Annotated in this window: 14 protein-coding genes and 1 pseudogene; 5 read left to right on the forward strand and 10 right to left on the reverse strand. The window is 70.1% G+C overall.

Annotated elements, in window-relative coordinates; genetic code table 11:
* Positions 1-432 (reverse strand): annotated as a pseudogene (locus tag ASF52_RS19510) (hypothetical protein); the annotation flags it as partial.
* Between the two features lie 262 nt (positions 433-694).
* Positions 695-1,462, reverse strand: a complete 768-nt coding sequence (pgeF, locus tag ASF52_RS19515) for a peptidoglycan editing factor PgeF (protein ID WP_056175726.1) — start codon at positions 1,460-1,462, stop codon at positions 695-697.
* Positions 1,463-1,644: 182 nt separating this feature from the next.
* On the opposite strand from pgeF, the gene ASF52_RS19520 reads away from it, so the two are divergent.
* The 3 genes from ASF52_RS19520 (at position 1,645) to ASF52_RS19530 (ending at position 4,855) form a co-directional block, all read left to right on the forward strand.
* Complete coding sequence (locus ASF52_RS19520) at positions 1,645-2,220, forward strand: hypothetical protein (RefSeq protein ID WP_082515404.1); 576 nt, start codon at positions 1,645-1,647, stop codon at positions 2,218-2,220.
* Positions 2,221-2,639: 419 nt separating this feature from the next.
* Complete coding sequence (locus ASF52_RS19525; protein WP_056175729.1) at positions 2,640-3,731, forward strand: aromatic ring-hydroxylating oxygenase subunit alpha; 1,092 nt, start codon at positions 2,640-2,642, stop codon at positions 3,729-3,731.
* A gap of 50 nt (positions 3,732-3,781) precedes the next feature.
* Positions 3,782-4,855: an MBL fold metallo-hydrolase gene (locus ASF52_RS19530; RefSeq protein ID WP_056175732.1), complete on the forward strand. Its 1,074-nt coding sequence runs from the start codon at positions 3,782-3,784 to the stop codon at positions 4,853-4,855.
* A 76-nt stretch (positions 4,856-4,931) separates the two neighbouring features.
* Here the strand turns inward: ASF52_RS19530 and hslU are convergent, their stop codons facing one another.
* From hslU to ASF52_RS22755, 7 genes are all read right to left on the reverse strand, one after another.
* Positions 4,932-6,245, reverse strand: a complete 1,314-nt coding sequence (gene hslU / locus ASF52_RS19535; RefSeq protein ID WP_056175735.1) for an ATP-dependent protease ATPase subunit HslU — start codon at positions 6,243-6,245, stop codon at positions 4,932-4,934.
* Positions 6,245-7,366, reverse strand: coding sequence for a hypothetical protein (locus tag ASF52_RS19540; RefSeq protein ID WP_244473874.1), 1,122 nt, complete (start codon positions 7,364-7,366; stop codon positions 6,245-6,247). The genes hslU and ASF52_RS19540 overlap by 1 nt, the downstream gene beginning before the upstream one ends.
* 91 nt (positions 7,367-7,457) lie before the next feature.
* Positions 7,458-9,128 (reverse strand): methyl-accepting chemotaxis protein, encoded by a 1,671-nt coding sequence (locus tag ASF52_RS19545; protein ID WP_056175739.1) that lies wholly within the window; start codon positions 9,126-9,128, stop codon positions 7,458-7,460.
* 89 nt (positions 9,129-9,217) lie between these two features.
* Positions 9,218-9,745, reverse strand: coding sequence for an ATP-dependent protease subunit HslV (gene hslV / locus ASF52_RS19550; protein ID WP_056175741.1), 528 nt, complete (start codon positions 9,743-9,745; stop codon positions 9,218-9,220).
* A gap of 102 nt (positions 9,746-9,847) precedes the next feature.
* Positions 9,848-10,870 carry an HD-GYP domain-containing protein gene (locus ASF52_RS19555; protein ID WP_056175746.1) on the reverse strand — a complete coding sequence of 341 codons (1,023 nt, stop codon included), beginning with the start codon at positions 10,868-10,870 and terminating at the stop codon, positions 9,848-9,850.
* A gap of 172 nt (positions 10,871-11,042) precedes the next feature.
* On the reverse strand, positions 11,043-11,657 hold the full coding sequence (locus ASF52_RS22245; protein WP_056175749.1) for a TadE/TadG family type IV pilus assembly protein: 615 nt from the start codon (positions 11,655-11,657) through the stop codon (positions 11,043-11,045).
* The gene (locus ASF52_RS22755) at positions 11,651-12,169 is read right to left on the reverse strand and encodes a TadE/TadG family type IV pilus assembly protein (RefSeq protein WP_056175753.1); all 519 of its coding nucleotides are present in this window, start codon (positions 12,167-12,169) and stop codon (positions 11,651-11,653) included. Before ASF52_RS22755 ends, ASF52_RS22245 begins: the two co-directional genes overlap by 7 nt.
* A 367-nt stretch (positions 12,170-12,536) precedes the next feature.
* Between ASF52_RS22755 and ASF52_RS19570 the strand changes: the two genes are divergently transcribed.
* Both ASF52_RS19570 and ASF52_RS19575 read left to right on the forward strand, forming a co-directional pair.
* Positions 12,537-13,994 carry a TadE/TadG family type IV pilus assembly protein gene (locus ASF52_RS19570; RefSeq protein ID WP_056175756.1) on the forward strand — a complete coding sequence of 486 codons (1,458 nt, stop codon included), beginning with the start codon at positions 12,537-12,539 and terminating at the stop codon, positions 13,992-13,994.
* Positions 13,991-16,714 carry a hybrid sensor histidine kinase/response regulator gene (locus ASF52_RS19575; RefSeq protein WP_244473875.1) on the forward strand — a complete coding sequence of 908 codons (2,724 nt, stop codon included), beginning with the start codon at positions 13,991-13,993 and terminating at the stop codon, positions 16,712-16,714. The genes ASF52_RS19570 and ASF52_RS19575 overlap by 4 nt, the downstream gene beginning before the upstream one ends.
* Positions 16,715-16,726: 12 nt before the next feature.
* Here ASF52_RS19575 and ASF52_RS19580 read toward each other — a convergent pair whose 3' ends face one another.
* Positions 16,727-19,378 (reverse strand): ATP-binding protein, encoded by a 2,652-nt coding sequence (locus tag ASF52_RS19580; RefSeq protein WP_056175758.1) that lies wholly within the window; start codon positions 19,376-19,378, stop codon positions 16,727-16,729.
* Positions 19,379-19,517 lie beyond the last annotated feature (139 nt).

The raw sequence follows: 19,517 nt of genomic DNA on the forward strand, positions 1-19,517 counted from the left end.
TGTAGCCGATCTGACCACCGCCGACGAAGTGTAGCCGATCTGACCACCGCCGACGAAGCCGTCGTTGCTGCGGCCGTTGCCGAAGGCGATCGCCTGGGTGGTGCCCGGACGGACCAGGGTGCTGGCGCCGTTCACGCCGATGACGGTCGGGGCGCTGTTGCTGGAAGCGTCGAAGCCGTAACCGGCGTTGAAACCGGCGTAGAAGCCCGTCCAGGTGAACACCGGCACCGGCACGAACACCGGCGGAGCCGCGCGGCGCGGAAGCTCGAAGCCGTAACCGGCGTTGAAACCGGCGTAGAAGCCCGTCCAGGTGAACACCGGCACCGGCACGAACACCGGCGGAGCCGCGCGGCGCGGAAGGTCGGCGGCGAAAGACGAACCGGCGATCAGGATGCCGGCGAGCGCGGTGGCGCCGCGAAGAATGGATTTCATAGTATGGTCCTCTACCAATTCGCCCCGCCGCTCCTTTTGGATGCATCCGGTGCAGTTCCCCGTCTTTAGTCCAGTCGACCGGAAGAAGCTGTGGCTTTGCGAACACGTCGCTTGCCGGGAAGGCGGCCCCATTGTGGCAGTGCCCGCCTCGATCTTCTGGTAACTCGCCGGGCTAACGCGCGCCAATGGCCAAGGTTCAGCCCTCGACGCGATTCGTTGCATCAAAAGTTCTGCCAGATTGTCGCACCTCGCCCCAAGGTGATCAGACGAGGGTGATGGCCGAGATCAGCCGGCCGTAATCGGCCTCGTGGCGGTGGGTCGCGCGGCGGAAGCTGTAGAAGCGCTCCGCGTCGGCATAGGTGCAGAGCCCGAGACTGGAGGCCTGGACGATGCCGGCCTCGGCCAGGCGGGCGGCGATGAACCCCGGCAGATCGAACTGCGCGTGGTCGGGCCGTTCTCCGGCACCCAGGAACGCTTCGCATCCGGGGGCTTCGACCCGGAAGCGCGCGATGAAGTCGGGGCCGACCTCGTAGGCGGCCTGCGCGATCGTCGGCCCGAGCACGGCGACGATGCCGGACCGGCGCGCGCCCAACCCTTCCATGCCCTGGACCGTCGCCTCGATCACGCCCGTGAGAGCGCCTTTCCAGCCGGCATGGGCGGCGCCGACGACGCCATTCTCCGCGTCGGCGAACAGGACCGGTCCGCAATCGGCCGTGGCGATTCCGAGCGCGAGGCCGCGCACCCGCGTCACCATGGCGTCGGCCTGCGGCCGCGTCGCGTGGGGAATGGGGGCCTCCACCACCACGGCCTTCGCGGAATGAACCTGATACAGGCTGGCGAGGTTCTCCGGGGCCACGCCAAGAGCCGTGCACATCCGGGACCGGTTCTCGGTGACACGCGCCGGATCGTCGGCCGAGCCGAGGCCGCCGTTGAGGGAGGCGTAGAGCCCGTCCGAGACGCCGCCCTCCCGGGTGAAGAAGGCGTGGCGCAGGCCCGGCAGGGCCCGCAATTCTGGGGCTTCGAGGAACATGGTCGTTGGCTCCGGCGACGGGGAGGCCTCGATACCCTGTTCCGGACAGCGCGACGACCATCCCGGCATTCGCCGGGTGCCACCCCAAGCATCCGAGCTGCCCGTAACGGTTCGCGCGCCGAATTTCACACTTCGTTAAGCATATTTTGATCGGATGCTCGCGAAAGCCGAGGACACATCCGATGTCGGAACCCGCCCGCCAATTCCCGCCCAACGATCAGCCGGGTCGTCCCCAGCCGGGTCCGCTCCGGGATTGGCTCGCCGCGATGAAGGCGGTGACGGCCACCCAGGCGGCGCAGGCCTCGCGCCCCCCCGGCATGCCGCAGCCCGTCGAAGAGGTGGCCGAGCCGCAGGCCGAGGCCCCGGCCTGGACCCCCCGCGTCGTCGCACCGAGCGCGGCGACGCCGGCGCCCCTCGTCGATTCTGAGACCGATCTCTCGGACCTGATGGCCGAGAACCTGATGCTGAAGGCCAAGCTGAAGGTCGAGTTCGAGCGCTACGACAGCCTCCAGGCAGTCCTGGCGGACGAGCTGCGGGGCCTGCGTGGCCATGTCGAATCCGAAATGCAGGCCCTCGACGAGGTCCGCGCCGAGCGCGATCAGCTCAAGGCCCTCACGGCCGCCGCCGCCAGCGAAATGCGCGAGATGCGCACCAAGATCAACGCTAACGCCGAGGAGCTCGCTCAGGCCCGCTCGGAGCGGGATCTCTGGATGGCCCGGGCCGAGACCCTGGCCCAGCCCTTGTTCCAGCGTCGCTGAACCGACATCCAAGGCAAAGCCGCAGGCTCGTCTTCAGGCAGGCCGCAGGCGCGCCAGACAGGCCGAAGGCCCGCCCCTTTCGGGGCGGGCCTTCCATTGCCGGACCACTCGTTGTCCGGCCGATCCCTTGTTCTTCCCGCCGAGGCGCTAGTAGGCAGCGCCGGAGGCGACGGTCCAGGTCAGGGTGGCCGGGGAGAGCGGCTGATGACAATGAGACACTGGATCACCTCCTTTCGTTCGTTGCGACTGAGGGCAAGGTAGGGGTCGGATCGGGGTTTGAAAAGGGCCCCGGTTGCGCCCTTCCGCCGCTCCCCTCCAGACCCGGGCGGGCCGAGGTGGACTTGAAGTCGACTGGCCACGGCGAGGCCCCAAGTCTAAGACGCTGGCACCCGCCCGGGAGGGCGTGCCCGGAACCCGCCATGTCCGCCAGCCCCAGCCCGCGCGCTCCGGCGCCCGACGAGGCCGCCCTCGATCCCGATGCCATGCGTCAACCGCTCGGCGACGCGTGGTACTGCGTCGCTCGCTCCGACGGTCTGAAGCCCGGCAGCCTCAAGGCGGTGGAACTCAACGGCGAGCAGATCGTCCTCGGCCGTGACACCGCCGGAGCCGCCTTCGCACTCCGGGATCGCTGCCCCCACCGCGGCATGGCCCTGTCGAAGGGCCGCTTCGACGGCGGCGCCCTGACTTGCCCGTTCCACGGCTGGCGCTTCGGCACCGACGGGCGCTGCCGCGACGTGCCGACCCTGTCCTCCTCCGACGCCGCCGATTTTTCGAGAATCGCGGTGCAGCGCTTCCCCGTCCGCGAGAGCGCGGGCTTCGCCTGGGTCAATTCGTATCTTGGGAGCCCGTCCGGCACCGACGTGCCGGCCCTGCCCGAACTCGGGTTCGAGGCCGCCGGCCGTGTCGTCATCGAACTCGTGGTCGAGGCCTCGTTCGATCTCACCACCTTGAGTCTCGTCGATCCCGGCCACGTCGCGTTCGTGCACGATTCCTGGTGGTTCCGCCCGTCGAAGGAACTGCGCGAGAAGGTGAAGACCTTCACGCCGACGCCGCACGGCTTCACCATGACGAGCCACGCCACCACCACGAGTTCGCCGGTCTATCGGCTGCTCGGCGGCGCCCCGGCGGTGGAGATCGAGTTCCGCCTGCCCGGCGTGCGGCTGGAGCGGATCGTGGCGGGGGCCAAGCGCGTGGCGAACTACACCTTCGCCACGCCGCTCACCCACAACCGCACCCTGCTGACCAACGCCCTGTACTGGAACATGCCGGCGCTGAACCTGCTGAAGCCCGTGGCCCGCCCGCTGATGCGCCAGTTCCTGACCCAGGACCAGCAGGTGCTCCAGCATGCCCAAGCCGGCCTCGACCGGAAGCCCACCATGGTGCTGTTCGGCCAGGGCGATCTGCCCTCGCAATGGTACTTCCGCCTGAAGCGCGAGGCCCTCGCCGCCGCCCGCGAGGGCCGGCCGTTCCACAATCCTCTGGCGACGCAGGAACTGCGCTGGCGCTCCTGAACCGCAGCGTGGCCGCTTGAACGGCCGCGTGCACCAGCCATCTCGGGTGGATGAAGCGCAACGATCTGATCACGGCCCTCAGCGCCGCCACGGTGATGACCCTCGGGGGCGTCGGCTATGCGGCGCACAAGCGCACGCGCAACCCGTATTACCGGGGGCCGAAGAGCGATCATTTCGACGGCCTGCGCTTCCACGGGCCGGACCAGCCCGCCGACAAGGATCTCTCGGACATCGCCCGCTGGCGCCGCCGGCGCGGCATCGACAGTCCGGTGCGGGCCCTGTGGCCGAAGCACCATCCGAGCCCGTTCCGAGACCGGCCGCCCGAGCGGTTCGCGGGACTGCGCGTCACCCTCATCGGGCACGCAAGCTACCTGTTCCAGGTGGCGGGGCGCAACATCCTGGTCGACCCGGTCTACGCGAACCGGGCCAGCCCGGTGCGGTTCGCGGGCCCCAAGCGCGTCAACCCGCCCGGCATCGCCTATGCCGATCTCCCGCCCATCGACGTGGTCCTGATCACCCACAACCACTACGACCACCTCGACGGCCCCACCGTCGCGCGCCTGTGGCAGGCGCATCAGCCGCTCATCCTGGCGCCGCTGGGCAACGACGCGATCCTGCGGGCCTACGACGACACCATGCATGTGGAGACCCGCGACTGGGGCGAAGCGATCGACCTCGGCGGCGGCCTCACGGTGCATGTCACGCCGGCCAATCACTGGTCGGCGCGCGGGCTCAACGACAAGCGCATGGCTTTGTGGTGCTCGTTCGTGCTGACGACGCCGGTGGGCGTGCACTACCATTCGGGCGACACCGGATTTCGCGGCGGGGCGATCTTCGCCGAGGCCCGCACCCGGTTCGGGCCGCCGCGCCTCGCCACCCTGCCCATCGGCGCCTACGAGCCGCGCTGGTTCATGCGCGACCAGCACATGGACCCCGCCGAGGCGGTGGCGGCCGGCCTGCTCCTCGGCGCCGACCAGATGATCGGCCACCATTGGGGGAGCTTCCAGCTCACCGACGAGGGGATCGAGCAACCCGTCGAGGCCCTGGCGGTGGCGTGCGCCGAGAACGGGATCGCGCCGGAGCGCTTCCGGGCGTTCCGGCCGGGCGAGGTCTGGCAGGGCTGACGCCCTGCCACCTTACAGGACGAACCGGCTGACGCCCTGCTGCCTCACAGGATGAACCGGCTGACGCCCTACCGCCTCACAGGATGAACCGGCTCAGGTCCGCATTCGCCGCCAGGCTCTCGACCCGCGCGCGGACGTAGGCGGCGTCGATGGGCACGGTCTCGCCGGACCGGTCGGTGGCGGTGAACGAGATTTCGTCGATGACGCGCTCCAGCACCGTCTGGAGGCGGCGGGCGCCGATGTTCTCCACCGAGTTGTTCACGTCCACCGCGACCTTGGCCAGGGCATCCACCGCGTCGTCGCTGAATTCGAGGGTCACGCCCTCGGTCTGCATCAGCGCCACGGTCTGCTTCAGCAGGCTCGCCTCCGTGGTGGTGAGGATCTGCTTGAAGTCCTCCACCGTGAGGGGCTGCAGCTCGACGCGGATCGGCAGGCGCCCTTGCAATTCCGGCAGGAGGTCGGACGGCTTCGAGACGTGGAAGGCGCCGCTGGCGATGAACAGGATGTGGTCGGTCTTCACCGGCCCGTGCTTCGTCGCCACCGTGGTCCCCTCGATCAACGGCAGCAGATCGCGCTGCACGCCCTCGCGGGACACGTCGGCGGACGAGCGACCCTCCTTGGCGCAGATCTTGTCGATCTCGTCGAGGAAGACGATGCCGTTGTCCTCGACCTCGCGGATCGCCTCCTGGGTGAGGGATTCGGTGTCGACGAGCTTGTCGGATTCCTCGGCCAGCAGGGGCGCGTAGGCCTCCTTCACGGTCATCCGCCGGGGCTTGCCCTTCTGGCCGCCGAGCGCCTTGCCGAGCATGTCGCCGAGGTTGACCGCGCCCATGGACGCACCCGGCATGCCCGGGATCTCGAACATCGGCAGGCCGCCGGACGGGTTGCCGCTGAGTTCGATCTCGACCTCCTTGTCGTCGAGTTCGCTCGCCCGCAGCTTCTTGCGGAAGCTGTTGCGGGTGGCCTGACCGGAGGTAGGGCCGACCAGGGCATCGAGGATGCGGCCCTCGGCCGCCGCCTCGGCCTTGGCCTTCACGGCGCGGCGCTTCTCCTCGCGCTTCAGGCCGATGCCGACCTCGACGAGGTCGCGCACGATCTGCTCCACGTCGCGGCCGACATAGCCGACCTCGGTGAACTTCGTGGCCTCGATCTTGAGGAACGGCGCGCCGGCCAGGCGCGCGAGGCGGCGGGCGATCTCGGTCTTGCCGCAGCCGGTGGGGCCGATCATCAGGATATTCTTCGGCGCGACCTCTTCGCGCAAAGGACCGGTCAATTGCTGGCGGCGCCAGCGGTTGCGCAGCGCGATGGCGACGGCGCGCTTGGCGTCGGCCTGGCCGACGATGAAGCGATCGAGTTCCGAAACGATCTCGCGGGGGGAGAAACTGGTCATCACGCTCCGATCGGGTGCGGCAGCCGGGCTGCCCAGGGGCGGGGGAGGGCGCGCAGGATTCGGGCCCGCAGGGGATGCCAGCCGGCGCTCAGAAGAAGGATGAAGGTGCCGAGGGCGAGGAGCGCCAAGGGCAGAACGTTGCCCGTGATTCCGATCTCACGCAGGAGGGCGTCGAACGAAAGGCCGGCATAGACCAGGCTCGACACGAGAATCGCCCGCCGGTCCGTCACGAGGGCAACGCAGGCTAACCCAAGGACGACGGCGAGAATTGGAAAGGCCAAGCCGACTTGTGAGGTGTTACCCTTCGCGACAGCGCTGAGTACCGGATGGACGATCATCGGGGCCGCAAGGAGGTGGAGCCAGAAGGCGATGTCGGTCCGGCGCGTCAACCGCCGGGGATCCGACAGGTCGAAACGCATCGCTAGCGCAAAGGTCCCGAGGCCCGCGGCACTCAGGAGCCAGGGCAGCCGGTCGTAGGCGAAGAACGGATCGACGGCGGCGACGAGACCAAGCAGCAGGCCGATCAGGGCCGCCGTTCCCGCCGCGATGGTGATGGGCACCCTGAAGCGCCAGTAATGCAGCCCCACGAGAAGCAGCGTGACGAGGCCGGCACCAATCAACGGCCGCGCTTCCGGATGACCGCGAAACACGAGATCGAACAACGTCGTCCCCCGTGAGGCCTCCGTATCCGGATCGACCAGTGCGAAGCCGGCGGCGTTATAGGTCGCCAGTGCGAAGACCACGAGTAGGACGATGCTCGGCAAGGCCATGCGTCTGCGTCGCGTGAAGAACTCCGCGAGCACCCAGGCCTCGAGGGCGACTAGACCGTAACCGCCGACCGGCCCCAGCCGATCTATCCCGAGATAACCGGTGGTGCCGAAGAACAGTACGAGGCCAAGGGTCACAAAGATATCGGCGAACCCCGTGACGAAGCGCAGGCGCTCGTCGTCGCGGGGCTCGTCCTGGGCGGCGACGTCCTCGCGCGCCAATCGGTCGAGGGCCAAGGCCTGATCGTCGGTGATGATCCCGCGTGCCACCCCGGCGCGCAGGAGCACCGCATGATTCGGCAGCGGGCCGTCGCCCGGGAGGGCGAGGGCGGAGGCGGTCGGGGGCTGTTCCACGCTGCCGACTTAAGCGCGCCGGGGCTGCCTTACCAGGGTGCGGCCGGGCTCACGCCGCCCGGACGCGGGCTCACGCCGCCCGGACGCGGGGTCAGGCCGCCCGGATGGTGCCGACGAAGCCCGTGACCTCGCCGTCGAGGGTGGTGGTCTGGCGCGCGAGTTCGGCCGCCGCGCCGAGGACCCGGGCCGCGCCCGTGCCGACTTCGGCCGCGGCGGCGCGCACCTGCCCCATGGTCCGGGTCACCTCCTGTGTGCCGTGGGCGGCGTCGGAGATGCTGCGGGCGATGGCCTGGGTGGCGGTCTGCTGCTCCTCGACGGCGGCGGCCACCCCCTGGGCGATGCCGTGGACGCTGCCGATGGTGGTCCCGATCTCCGCGATGGCCTCGACGGTCTCGCGGGTCGCGGCCTGGATCGTGGCGATCTGGGCGGTGATCTCCTGTGTCGCCTGGGCGGTCTGGGACGCCAGGTCCTTCACCTCGGCGGCGACCACGGCGAAGCCGCGCCCGGCCTCGCCGGCACGGGCCGCCTCGATGGTGGCGTTGAGGGCGAGAAGATTGGTCTGGCCGGCGATGTTCGAGATCAGGGCAACGACATCGCCGATGCGGGCGGCGCTGCCGGCAAGCACGTCGACCCGCGCATGGGTGCGCCGGGCGCTCTCCACGGCGCCGGCGGCGGCGGCCGAGGTGTGCGCCACCTGCTGGCCGATGGCGTCGGCGGTGGCGGCGAGTTCCTCGGTCGCCGCCGCCACCGCCTGGACGTTGAGGGCGGTGGCATTGGCCGCCTGCATGACGGCGCTCGACTGGGCGTCGGCGTGCTCGGCGTTGCGGGCCATCGTCCGGGCGGTCTCCTCCAGAGCGGCGGCCGCCCCCGACAGGGTGCCGACGAGGCCGCCGACGCTGCCCTGGAACCGATCGGCGAGGTCGACCCGATCGGCCCGGCGCCGCGCGCTCGCATCCGTGGAGGCCCGGTCCCCATCGATCCGCAGGGTCTCGGCCTGCCGCATGGCGGTGGCGAACACCGCCATGCTGCGCTGGATGTCGCCGATCTCGTCGCGGCGCGGCGTCATGGCGGCGAGCTGGTGATCGCCTTCGGACAGGCGCCGGATCGCGGCGGCGACGCCCACCAGGGGGCGGGCGATCTGGCTGTTGCCGACGCCGACGCCGATGAGCAGGCAGGCGAGGGGCCCACCGATCGCGAGGGCGACGAGGAGCACGATGCGCTGATCGTAGAGGCTGTCGGTGGCGCGCTCGATGGCGGTGAGGCGGGACAGGCTGTCGGCCACCAGGGCGTCGATGCTGTCCTGGTAGGCCTGCCGATTGGCGCGGTTCGCTTCCGTGAAGCCCTGGTCGGCGGCGGCCTTCGGCGAGACCTCGGTGCCGAGGCGCGCGGTCTCGAGGCGCAGCGGCGTGAAGGCGGCGGCCCCTTCGGCCACCCTGGCGAACAGCGCCTCCTCGGCCGGCGTGAGGCGGGCCGGCCAGGCCGCCAGGACCGCGTTCATGTCCGTGAGGTTCTGGCGCAGGCGCGCGGCGTATTTCACCGCATCGGCGGTGTCCTTGGCGGCGTAGATCCCACGGGACTCGAGGGCGATGGTGGTCACGTGGCGGTTGAGCCGGGCGGCGTCGAGGGCGCGTTGGGTCGCGAGACGCCCCTGCTCGATGGCGGTGTCGAACGCCCGCAGGGTGAAGACCCCGACGCCCGCCACGAGAAGCGTCACCGCGCTGCAGGCGATGACGAACGCCAGAATCTTCGCCCTGATCCGCATGATCTTCGACTCCCCAGAACAGCTTTTCCCGTCAGTTTGGGGGGATTTTCGGAAAGGTTCGTTAATCGTACGAGACTTCGCTCAGTCGATCATGCATCCAAAGCCTCGATGACGAGACTGTGATTCGTGTAGACGCAGATTTCGGCCGCGATCCCCATCGCCCGCCGGACGATGGTTTCTGCGTCGTGCTGTCCATCTTCGAGGGCGCGGGCGGCGGCAAGGGCGTAGTTGCCACCCGAACCGATGGCCATGACGCCGTGCTCCGGCTCGAGGACATCGCCGGACCCCGAGAGCAGCAGGCTGACCTCGCGGTCGGCGACCAGCATCATGGCTTCGAGGCGGCGCAGGTAGCGGTCCGTGCGCCAATCCTTGGTGAGCTCGACGCAGGCGCGGGTGAGCTGGCCCGGATACTGTTCGAGCTTGGCTTCCAGCCGTTCGAACAGCGTGAAGGCGTCGGCCGTGGCGCCGGCGAAGCCGCCGATCACCGCGCCCTTGGCCAGCCGCCGCACCTTGCGGGCGTTGCCCTTCACGATGGTCTGGCCGAGGCTGACCTGACCGTCGCCGCCGATGACGACGCGCCCGCCCTTGCGCACCATCAGGATCGTCGTCGCGTGCATCTGCGGCGGGCCGCCGGATTCGTGTGTCAAAGGGGCTCTCCCGTGTGCGTGTCCGGCCGGGAGATAGGTCGTCGGGCCGCCGGGCGCCAACCGGGGACGGGATCAGGCCGGCGTCCCGCCCTTCGGCAGCATCCGGGCGAAGGCCGCGACGCAGGCCGGGTCGAAATGCGAGCCCGCGTTGGCCAGGATGTGGTTGAGGGCTTCCCGCTCGCTCCAGGCCTTCTTGTAGGGCCGGTCGGAGGTGAGGGCGTCGAACACGTCGGCGACGGCGACGATGCGGCCCGACAGGGGAATCGCCTCGCCCGCGAGGCCCGCCGGGTAGCCGCTGCCGTCCCAGCGCTCGTGATGCGTGGCGGCGATCTCGGCGGCGCGCTGCATGAGGAGGGACGACGAACCCTCGAGGATGCGCCGGCCGCGCTCGGCGTGGCGCTCCATCTCGGTGCGCTCTTCGGGCGTCAGGGGGCCGGGTTTCAGCAGGATGGTGTCCGGCACGCTGATCTTGCCGACGTCGTGCATGGTCGAGGCGAGGCTGAGCTGCTCGACCTCGGCGTCGGGCAGGTCGAGGCCGCGGGCGATGAGGGCGACGAGCCCGGCCACCCGCGCGACGTGGTTGCCGGTCTCGTTGTCGCGATGCTCGGCGGCCTTCATCAGCATCAGTACGATCTCGCGCTCGCGGGCGGCGATGAGGGCGGTGGCCGCCTTGACCTCGCGGTCGAGCCAAGCGGCGCGCTCCCGTTCTCCGATGCGGGCGCGGTTGAGGGCGAGCAGGTTCGACACCCGCGCGCGGATCTCGATGGGGTCGAAGGGCTTGGCCAGGAAATCCGTGGCGCCGGCCTCCAGGGCCTCCCGGCGCAGGCTGCGCTGGTCGAGGCTCGTCACCATCACCACCGGAACGTGCTCGAAGCCCGGCACGGCGCGGGCGGCGCGGATGAACGCGACGCCGTTCATGCCCGGCATGTCGTAATCCGAGATCGCCAGCCCGATGGCGTCGGCATTGGCGGCGACGAAGGCCAGGGCGTCCGCCGGCCGCGTGAAGTCGCGCACGGTGCAGTCCGGAATCGTCCGGATGGCCTCGGCCATCAGCATGTTGTTCAGGGGGGCGTCGTCGAGGACGAGAACGAACATCGCGTGGCCTTGAGATCCCGGACCGCCATCGTACGCCCGGGGGCCGAGCCCCCGCCGTGCCGTGCGGCCGCGCTCGTTTTCTGGACTATCGGCGCCGTCTTGGCTGCCCGTCGCGTGCCACAGGGTGAATGAAATCTTCCGGCCGGCGCCATTTCGCTTCACCGGACGGGCCTCAGGGCGGACAGGGCAGCCCACCCGGCAGCACGATCTCGGGGCTTTCGCTGGCGTAGCGCCGGCCGTAGCGCACGGGCCACAGGGTCTTGCGCACGAGGTCGAGGCCCGACACCGCGTCCCGGAACACGCCCGGCCCCGAGACTGGCCGGTAGGTGCTGGTGATCTCGACGAGGATGAGCCGGGTGCCGGCGGGCTGGGTCGCCTCGGCGTCGCTCACCGGCGCCGGGGCCTCGGGCGCGCGCAGGGGCGAACCGGACGCCGCCGCGCTCGAGCACACCCGCAGGGGCCCGGGCTCGGTGCCGCCGGGGACGCCGACGGCGCTGATGGTGATGCGGACCCCGTCGGCGGCGTAGGGCGCGAGAACGATGGCGGCCGCCCGGAAGATGTCCTCGACCTCCGCCGAGGTCGGACGGGTGCGCTGGGAAAGGGTATCGCCGATGGTGCGGGACAGGATGTCGAGCTTGCGCGCGTGGCGCAGGACGTTGGTGATCTCGACGGTGCCGAAGTAGAGCAGCAGCAGGACCGGGATCAGGAGGGCGAACTCGACGATGGCCACGCCGTCGCGTTGCCCGGCGAGGCGACGCGCTGCGCTCCGTGCGGCCCGGCTCAGCATCCGCTCGCGACGGGGGAATTGCCTTCGAGCTGGATCACCGCCGCCGCATTGATGAGGCGGCTGCCGTCTCGGAACTGGCCCGGGGCGATCCCGAAGGGCTGGAACGTGTGCTGGGCCAGCGCCGCCTGGACCACGACGACGCTGCCCTTCAGCAGGCACCCGTGCTGGGTCCCGAAGCCCGGCCGCCAGTCCTTCGTGGCGGCATCGACCGGAGAGGCGCGGTCGACGCTGGCGAAGCTGTCGTAGGCAGCGACATCGACCTTGAGGGCGTCGCATTTCACGAAGGGAGCGACCTGCCGGCACAGCTCCGTGCGGACCCCGTCGAGGGGCGAGCCGCCCGAGCCGTCGGCGCGGACGTAGAATTGCCGCATCGCGCTGTCGAGGCCGTTGTCGAGGGAGGCCGTGATCCAGTGCACGAGGGCGTTCTCGAGGACGAACAGAATGACCACGAAGAGCGGGACGATCACCACGGCGAACTCGACGGCCGCGGCCCCGCCCGTGTCCCGGCGCAACCGCCCGGCCAGACCCCGGACTCGCCGATGCGCCCCGATGGGACGTGTCTCGCCCGCGTGCCCGGCCTCCGTTGCATCCGGAGCCGCGCAGCTTCGTGTTCGGCGATGAGCGGCGGGCGGAAACACGGGCGTGAGGGGAACCTTCGCGCGGCGCGACGGCGACACGCTCGCAACGGGATCGCATGGCGGCGGTTAATTCACCGTGTGCGCCAGCATCGATCCGCCGACGATAACGTGTTCGTTATCCGATAACCTTAAAATTTATCAGGATAGATGTTCGAAGTTGTCTCGCCTCGGCGGCGCAACTTCGCGAGGTTTATTCAATCTCAACCGGTCCGTGCCCATTCCTAGGCATGGGAGCTGAAAGATGAGCCGGTCGTTCGCCGAATTCGCCAGGGACAAGCGCGGCGGCATCGTGTTGATCTTCGCGCTGCTGCTTCCCGTCGTGACGGGGATGAGCGCCGCGGCCGTGGAATACGGGTCCCTGGTCAAGCGCCGGTCCGAGCTCCAGCGCGCGGCCGACAGCGGCGCCATCGCGGGCGTCAACCAGTTCAAGCTCGCCAACACCGACGATGCCAGCGCGGTCCGCACCGCCATCGCCATGGCCCGCGCCCAGGCCGGGAATCAGCGTCCCGTCGCGGCGGCGGCGGAGGTGGTGGGTACGCATTCCGGCGTGCGCGTCACCCTCTCGGAGACCATCGTCCTCACCCTCGGCCGGCTCCTGAACCTGCCGAGCCTGGACGTCCGGGTCCAGTCGACGGCCAAGCTCGCCGGCACCACCCGCCTGTGCCTCCTCGCCCTGGACGGCCTGTCCATGGGCGCGTTCCACCTCGAGAGTGCCGCGCGGATCACCGCCTCGGATTGCTCGCTCTACTCGAACTCGATCAATCCCGCCGGCATCCAGGGCGAGAACGCCGCCGTGGCGCAGGCCATCTCGATCTGCTCGGCCGGCGGCTATGCCGGCCGGGCGAACTTCTCACCCCAGCCCGCCACGGGCTGTCCGGTCATGCGCGACCCCCTCGCGCACCTCCCGGCTCCGAGGATCGAGCCGTGCCTCGACCTCGGGAGCCTGCTCAACCCGAAGAAGTACGTCGAGGACCCCGACAATCCGGCCTACGGCAAGAACATCGTCACCACCGTGGCGACCCTGAATCCGGGAACCTATTGCGGCGGCCTCCACATCACCAAGGGCGCGACGGTGACGCTCCGGCCGGGGGTCTACGTGATGAAGGACGGGCCCCTGGTGGTCGACAAGAAGAGCTCCCTGGAGGGGGTCAACGTCGGCTTCTACTTCACCGGCCCGCGGGCGGGCCTGCTGTTCGACGAGAAGAGCGTCATCAGCCTCACCGCGCCCAAGGAAGAGCCCATGCGCGGATTGCTGTTCTTCGAGGAGCGGAACCTCGTCGCCGAGGCCGTGTCCAGCTCCCTCGTCGGCTCCCTCCTCGGGGGCGTCGGCGGCGTCGTCAACGGCGTCGGCAGTCTCGCCACGGGTGTGGTCGGCCTCGTGGTGGAACTCCCGCCGCCGCTGGGCGGCAAGGGCAAGCCGAAGCCGCCGCCCGGCGGGCCGCTGCCGTTGCGCGAATACCGCATTATCAGCGACGAGGCGCGGACCCTGCTCGGCACCATCTACCTGCCCTCGGGTCGGCTCATCATCGATTCGAAGAGGCCGGTGGCCGATCAATCCGCCTACACGGTGATCATCGCCCGGCTCATCAACCTGTACGACGGCCCCAACCTCGTCCTCAACGCCCGGTACGGCGCCACCGACGTTCCGGTGCCCCGGGGCGTCGGCCCGAGTTCGGCCAACACGGAGCTGTCGCAGTGACCGTGCCGCATGCGCCCGCCCGGCGCCTGCCCGTGTTCCGCTCCCTCGCGGGGCGGCTGGCGCTGGCGGTGTTCGCGTCCGTCGCCCTCGCCCTCGCGGCGGCGGCGGCGTTCAACCTGTGGCAGGAGGTCCATCGCTACGCTGAGGCCAAGCGCGACGCCCTCTCGACCATCGCGCAGGTCTTCGCCGCGTCGAGCGCCCGGGCCGTCTCCGAGGGCGATGCCGCGGAGGCGACGCGCACGCTCAGCGCCATCGCCCGCCGGCCCGACCTCGTCTACGCGGGCATCGAGCGCCCGGACGGCTCGACCCTGGCGGACCAGGGGCTCGCCATCCGCCTCGACAGCGACATCGACCTCGATGCCGGCGGCTCGCCCCTGTGGCTGCTCGGCAGCCGGACCGCGCAGGTGCGCGTCGCGATCCTGCATGCCGGCCTCACCGTCGGCACCCTCGTGCTCGTCGCCGACACCACCGACCTGATCGACCGGCTCCTCACGATCCTGAAGGCGTCGGCTCTGGCCTCGGCCCTGGCGCTGGCCCTCGGCCTCGCCGTCTCGTACGGCCTGCACCGCTCCATCACACAGCCCATCGCCGAACTCGCCGCCACCATGGACCGGGTCCGCGCGGCCGAGGATTACGGCGAGGTCGCCCGCATCGTGCGCGACGACGAGGTCGGCGTGCTGGCCCGCACCTTCAACACCCTGCTGGCCACCGTGCGCGAGCGCGGCGACCGCCTCGCCCGCCACATGGAGCGCCTGGAAAGCGACATCGCCGCGCGCACGGCCGACCTGCACGAGGCCAAGGAGGCGGCCGAAGCCGCCAACGGCGCGAAATCGTCCTTCCTCGCCACCATGAGCCACGAGATCCGCACGCCCCTGAACGGCATGCTGGTGATGGCGGAACTGCTCGCCGCCGCCGACCTGCCCGACCGGCAGAAGCGCTACGCCGAGGTCATCGCCCGTTCGGGCCAGAATCTGCTGGCCATCATCAACGACATCCTCGATTTCGCGAAGGTCGAGGCCGGCAAGATCGACCTCGAGCGCATCGCACTCGCGCCCGCCGAGATCGTCGATACGGTGGTGTCGCTGTTCGCCGAGAAGGCCCGCGAAGCGAACCTCGATCTCGCGGCCTTCATCGCGCCCGACGTGCCCCGTCAGATCGTCGGCGATCCCGTGCGCCTGGGGCAGATCCTCTCGAACTTCGTCAACAACGCCCTGAAATTCACGCCGCAAGGCCACGTGCTGGTGCGCCTCGAACGGGTCGGCCCGGACCGCCTGCGCCTCAGCGTGCGCGACACCGGGATCGGCATTCCCGCGTCGAAGGTCGGCACCATCTTCTCGGCCTTCTCGCAGGCCGACCAATCCACCACACGCCGCTTCGGCGGCACCGGCCTCGGCCTCTCCATCGCCCACCGCCTCGCGCTGGCCATGGGCGGCACCATGGGGGTCGACAGCGTCCTGGGCGAGGGCTCGACCTTCTGGGCCGAACTCCCCCTGGAGGCCGTGGACGATGCGGTTAGGGCAGATCGGCGCGCCGACGGCACCCCGGCATTCGTCGTCGTGGCGCATGCGGGCGCCGCCAGCGTCGCGAGCCTGTGCGAGCGCCTGGTCGCGGCCGGCTTCGTGCCGGTCGCCGCCGATGCGCCGCAGGCCGCGACCGCCCACTGGATCGCCGATGCGGCCGATCTCGTCGCCCTCGGTCGCCGTCCGTCGGCGACGGGCCGGGTGCTCGCCATCGCCCGCATGGGCGATCCGGCCGCCGGCACGGTGCTGGGGGCGGGCTTCGCCGACGACCTCCTCCGCTGGCCCGTGGTCCAGGACGAATGGGACCGGGCCCTCGGCGCCCTGGCCAGCGGCGCCCCCTTCGCCGCAGCGGCGCGGACCGCGCTCGCCGGTGCCGCCCTGGCGCAGTTCCCCGGCGCGCGGGTGCTGGTGGCCGACGACAGCGCCGTCAACCGCGAGGTCGCCTGCGCGGCCCTGGCACGCTGCGGCATCACGCGGATCGTCACGGTGGTCGACGGGCGCGAGGCCGTGGAGGCGTGCCGCGCGCAGGCGTTCGATCTCGTCCTCATGGACGGCAGCATGCCGGTGCTCGACGGCTACGACGCCGCCCGCGCGATCCGGGCCGAAGAGGCTTCGTCCGGCCGGCGCATCCCCATCGTGGCGCTCACCGCCCACGTGATCGGCGCGGCGGCCGAGGCCTGGCGCGACGCCGGCATGGACGGGACCCTGACCAAACCCTTCACCCTGGCGGCCCTCGCCGCGATGCTGTCGCGCGTTCTCGATCCCGCTGGGATGGGTTGCGATGCAATCGCGCCCGATGACCCCGGTGCCGAGCCCGATGGCCTCCTCGACGACGAGGTGGTGAACGGCCTCGTCGAAATGGCACTATCCGCCGGCAGCGGGTTCGCCGAGCGCATCGTCGCCCTCTACGCCGAGCACGCCCCCGTCGCCCTGGCGGAGATCGCGGCGGCTTGCGCGGCGGGCGACGCGCCCGCGCTCGCCAGTGCGGCCCACAGCCTCAAGTCCATGAGCCTCAACATCGGCGGCCGGGCCCTGGCGGCACGCCTTGCCGTCCTGGAGGAGGACGCCCGCTCGGGCGGTGTCCCGCCCGACGCCGAGACCCTGGCGACCATCGAAATCCTGACCACCGACACCCTGGCGGCGATCACCGAGCGGATGCGGGTACCGGCGCCGTCGGGACCGGATTCCGTCGCTGCGTGAAGCGCATCGGCGTCAGTTGCGACGCTCGACACCCGCATGGACCGACGCGTGGCTTGGCGGCTGGGCCGCCACCCGCAAGGCATGCCTCGCCGATCTCCGGGCCAGACCACGGGCTTCGTCCAACAGGTCCTGGAAGACCGCCGATCCTTCGCTGGCGATCCGTTGCTCGCTGCAGAGCTCCACGGCATGGCAGGCATTCGAGAGCGCGAGGAAACCCAGCGTGCCGGCGGACGACACACAGGTATGCGCTTCGAAGCGCAGCTGATCCCGGTCCGCCGCGGTCTCCCCGGCCGTGGTGAAGCGCGCGTCCAGTTCCTCGGCGAGCATCCCCAGGGCGTCGTGGACGGGCCCACGGCCGATCACGCCGATCATGGCGTCGTAGGCGCTTCGGTCGAGCAGGCTCAAATCCTCGCCGCTCCGATCGACGCCCGTGGCAAGCGGGTCGGATCGGGTCGTCCGGGCCGGCGCCCGCGACAGCCACTGATCGATGATGCGATAGAGGTCCGCCCGGGCGAAGGGCTTTCCCACGTGATCGTCCATGCCGGCTGCCCGGAACATCCGGATCTGGTCCGGCAGCACGTTGGCGGTCATCGCCAGGATGGGGATCGTGGTCGCTTCGGCCCCGAGCGCACGGATGTGCCGGGTCGCCGTCATGCCATCCATACCCGGCATCTGCACGTCCATCAGGATCAGATCGTAGCACCCTTCGGCCACGGCGCGGATGGCGGAGGCTCCGTCCGCAACGATCTCGACGGCATGGCCCGCGACCTCGAGGACCGCCCGGGCGAGGTCCTGGTTGATCCGGTTGTCCTCCACGAGGAGGATCCGCCCGGGCCGCTGCGCGATGGGGGGGCAACTGGCGCGCGGCGCCGACGGTTCGCCGGTCCCGAGCGGCAGTGTCAGGGCGAACCAGAACCTTGCACCCATGCCCTCCTCGGAGCGGACGCCGATCTCGCCGCCCATGAGGTCGACCAGCTGCTTGCAGATGGCAAGGCCGAGGCCGCTCCCACCGAAGTTCCGCTCGATGGAGCCGTCGATCTGCGAGAAGCGCTGAAACAGGCGATCCTGCTTCGCGCGGGCGATGCCGATCCCCGTATCCTCCACGCTGAAGCGCAGGCGCTCGCCGGTTTCCCCGGTACCCTCGTACTGGGCATTGAGTGTCACGGAGCCGTGCGCCGTGAACTTGATCGCGTTGTTCAGGAGGTTCAGCAGGACCTGCCGGAGGCGCGCCTGGTCTCCGTTCAGGCTTGGGGGCAAAGCGGAGTCGATCATCGCCCTGACATCCAGGCCTTTCTGGTCCGCGGAGCCTCGAACGATGCTGAGGCAGTTGTCGATCAGCACCCGTGGATCGAAAGCCTGCCGGTCCAGCACGACGGCTCCGGCCTCGACCTTCGAGAAGTCCAGGATGTCATTGACGATCGTCAGCAACGCCGACCCGGAGGTGCGTACGAGTTCGGCCTGGTGCCGGAGGTCCGGGGGAAGCCGATCCGAGGCGATCATCACGTCGGTGAAGCCGATGATCGCATTCAGGGGCGTCCGGATCTCATGGCTCATGGAGGCCAGGAACTCGGTCTTGGCGAGGCTCGCCCGCTCGGCCGCCCGCTTGGCCGTTTCGGCATCATGCGTCCGGGCGGCGACCCGCTCGCTCAGGGTGGCGTTCAATCCGCGCAGCTCCGTCTCGCTCGCCCGAAGCGCCCGCTCGGCGGCATCGCGCGCGGTGTCGTCCCGAAGCGTCATGACGGCGCCGATCTGCCGTCCGTCACGGGTCAGCAGCGGCCGGGCGCTGCCGATGCCCAGCACTTCGGTGTCGTCCGGCCGCCGGACCCGCCAGCGGGCATCCAGGACCGTCTCGCCCCGGACGGCACGTGCCAGGGGCAGGTTCTGCGAATCGTAGGGCGCACCGTCCTCGGTGAAGACGCGGTAGGCGTCGCTGTACTGATCGGGCGTCACGTCGAGATGGACCGTCCCGAGAATCCTGCCCGCTGCTTCGTTGACGAGGGTGATGCGGCCGTTGCCGTCGGTGACGATGACCCCCTCGACGAGTTGGCCCAGGATGGCATCGTGGGTCGAGTCCAGGGCTTCACGGTAGCGCGCCTCGCTCTCGGCCGCCGCCTGCTCGGCGTTCCTGCGGGCGGCGACATCGAGGGCACGTTGCTCGGCGGCGGCTTCTCCGGCCCGCAAGGCGCCGCGGAGGCGCAGGTGAGCCACGACGACGCGCGCCAGATCCTCGAGTTGACGTGCCTCCGCATCGGTGAGGGCCCGAGCCTTCGTGCCGATCAGGCACAGGGTGCCGACCCGGACTCCCGGTCGCAGGATCAGTGGGGCGCCCGCGTAGAAACGGATATGCGGCGCGCCCGTGACGAGGGGATTCGAGGCGAATCGAGGGTCGTTCTCCGCGTCTTCGACCACCATGACCGCGTCCGAGAGGATGGCATGACTGCAGAAAGACACCGCGCGCGACGTGCCTTCCAGGGCCAGACCGCACTTGGCCTTGAACCACTGCTCGTGTTCCTCGACGAGGGTGACGAGGCAGATCGGAACGCCGAACAGTGCCTGAGCCGTCCGGCAGACGGCATCGAAATGCGGCTCCGGCGGCGTCCCGACGAGGGCGAGTGCACGAAGATCGGCCAGACGGTCGGCTTCGTTCGGCGTGGTTGCAGTCATGGACGGCCATCAACCCAAGGTGATTATTTCGCACAACCATTCGGCATCGGCGATCGGAAGTACAGGAACGTAAATGTGTTCTGCGATACGGCTCGATCATGTGATGAGTTCCGCGGAGCGTCGGCGTCGATCCGGACGC

The organism is Methylobacterium sp. Leaf112 (assembly GCF_001423295.1).
Classification (GTDB): domain Bacteria; phylum Pseudomonadota; class Alphaproteobacteria; order Rhizobiales; family Beijerinckiaceae; genus Methylobacterium.

Excerpts from the sequence above, each read along its gene's own strand:
- ASF52_RS22245 (WP_056175749.1), bottom strand. The coding sequence starts at position 11,657 with ATGCTGAGCCGGGCCGCACGGAGCGCAGCGCGTCGCCTCGCCGGGCAA.
- ASF52_RS19520 (WP_082515404.1), top strand. The coding sequence starts at position 1,645 with ATGTCGGAACCCGCCCGCCAATTCCCGCCCAACGATCAGCCGGGTCGT.
- hslV (WP_056175741.1), bottom strand. The coding sequence starts at position 9,745 with ATGCACGCGACGACGATCCTGATGGTGCGCAAGGGCGGGCGCGTCGTC.
- ASF52_RS19570 (WP_056175756.1), top strand. The coding sequence starts at position 12,537 with ATGAGCCGGTCGTTCGCCGAATTCGCCAGGGACAAGCGCGGCGGCATC.
- ASF52_RS19555 (WP_056175746.1), bottom strand. The coding sequence starts at position 10,870 with ATGTTCGTTCTCGTCCTCGACGACGCCCCCCTGAACAACATGCTGATG.
- ASF52_RS19530 (WP_056175732.1), top strand. The coding sequence starts at position 3,782 with ATGAAGCGCAACGATCTGATCACGGCCCTCAGCGCCGCCACGGTGATG.
- hslU (WP_056175735.1), bottom strand. The coding sequence starts at position 6,245 with ATGACCAGTTTCTCCCCCCGCGAGATCGTTTCGGAACTCGATCGCTTC.
- pgeF (WP_056175726.1), bottom strand. The coding sequence starts at position 1,462 with ATGTTCCTCGAAGCCCCAGAATTGCGGGCCCTGCCGGGCCTGCGCCAC.
- ASF52_RS19525 (WP_056175729.1), top strand. The coding sequence starts at position 2,640 with ATGTCCGCCAGCCCCAGCCCGCGCGCTCCGGCGCCCGACGAGGCCGCC.
- ASF52_RS19545 (WP_056175739.1), bottom strand. The coding sequence starts at position 9,128 with ATGCGGATCAGGGCGAAGATTCTGGCGTTCGTCATCGCCTGCAGCGCG.
- ASF52_RS19580 (WP_056175758.1), bottom strand. The coding sequence starts at position 19,378 with ATGACTGCAACCACGCCGAACGAAGCCGACCGTCTGGCCGATCTTCGT.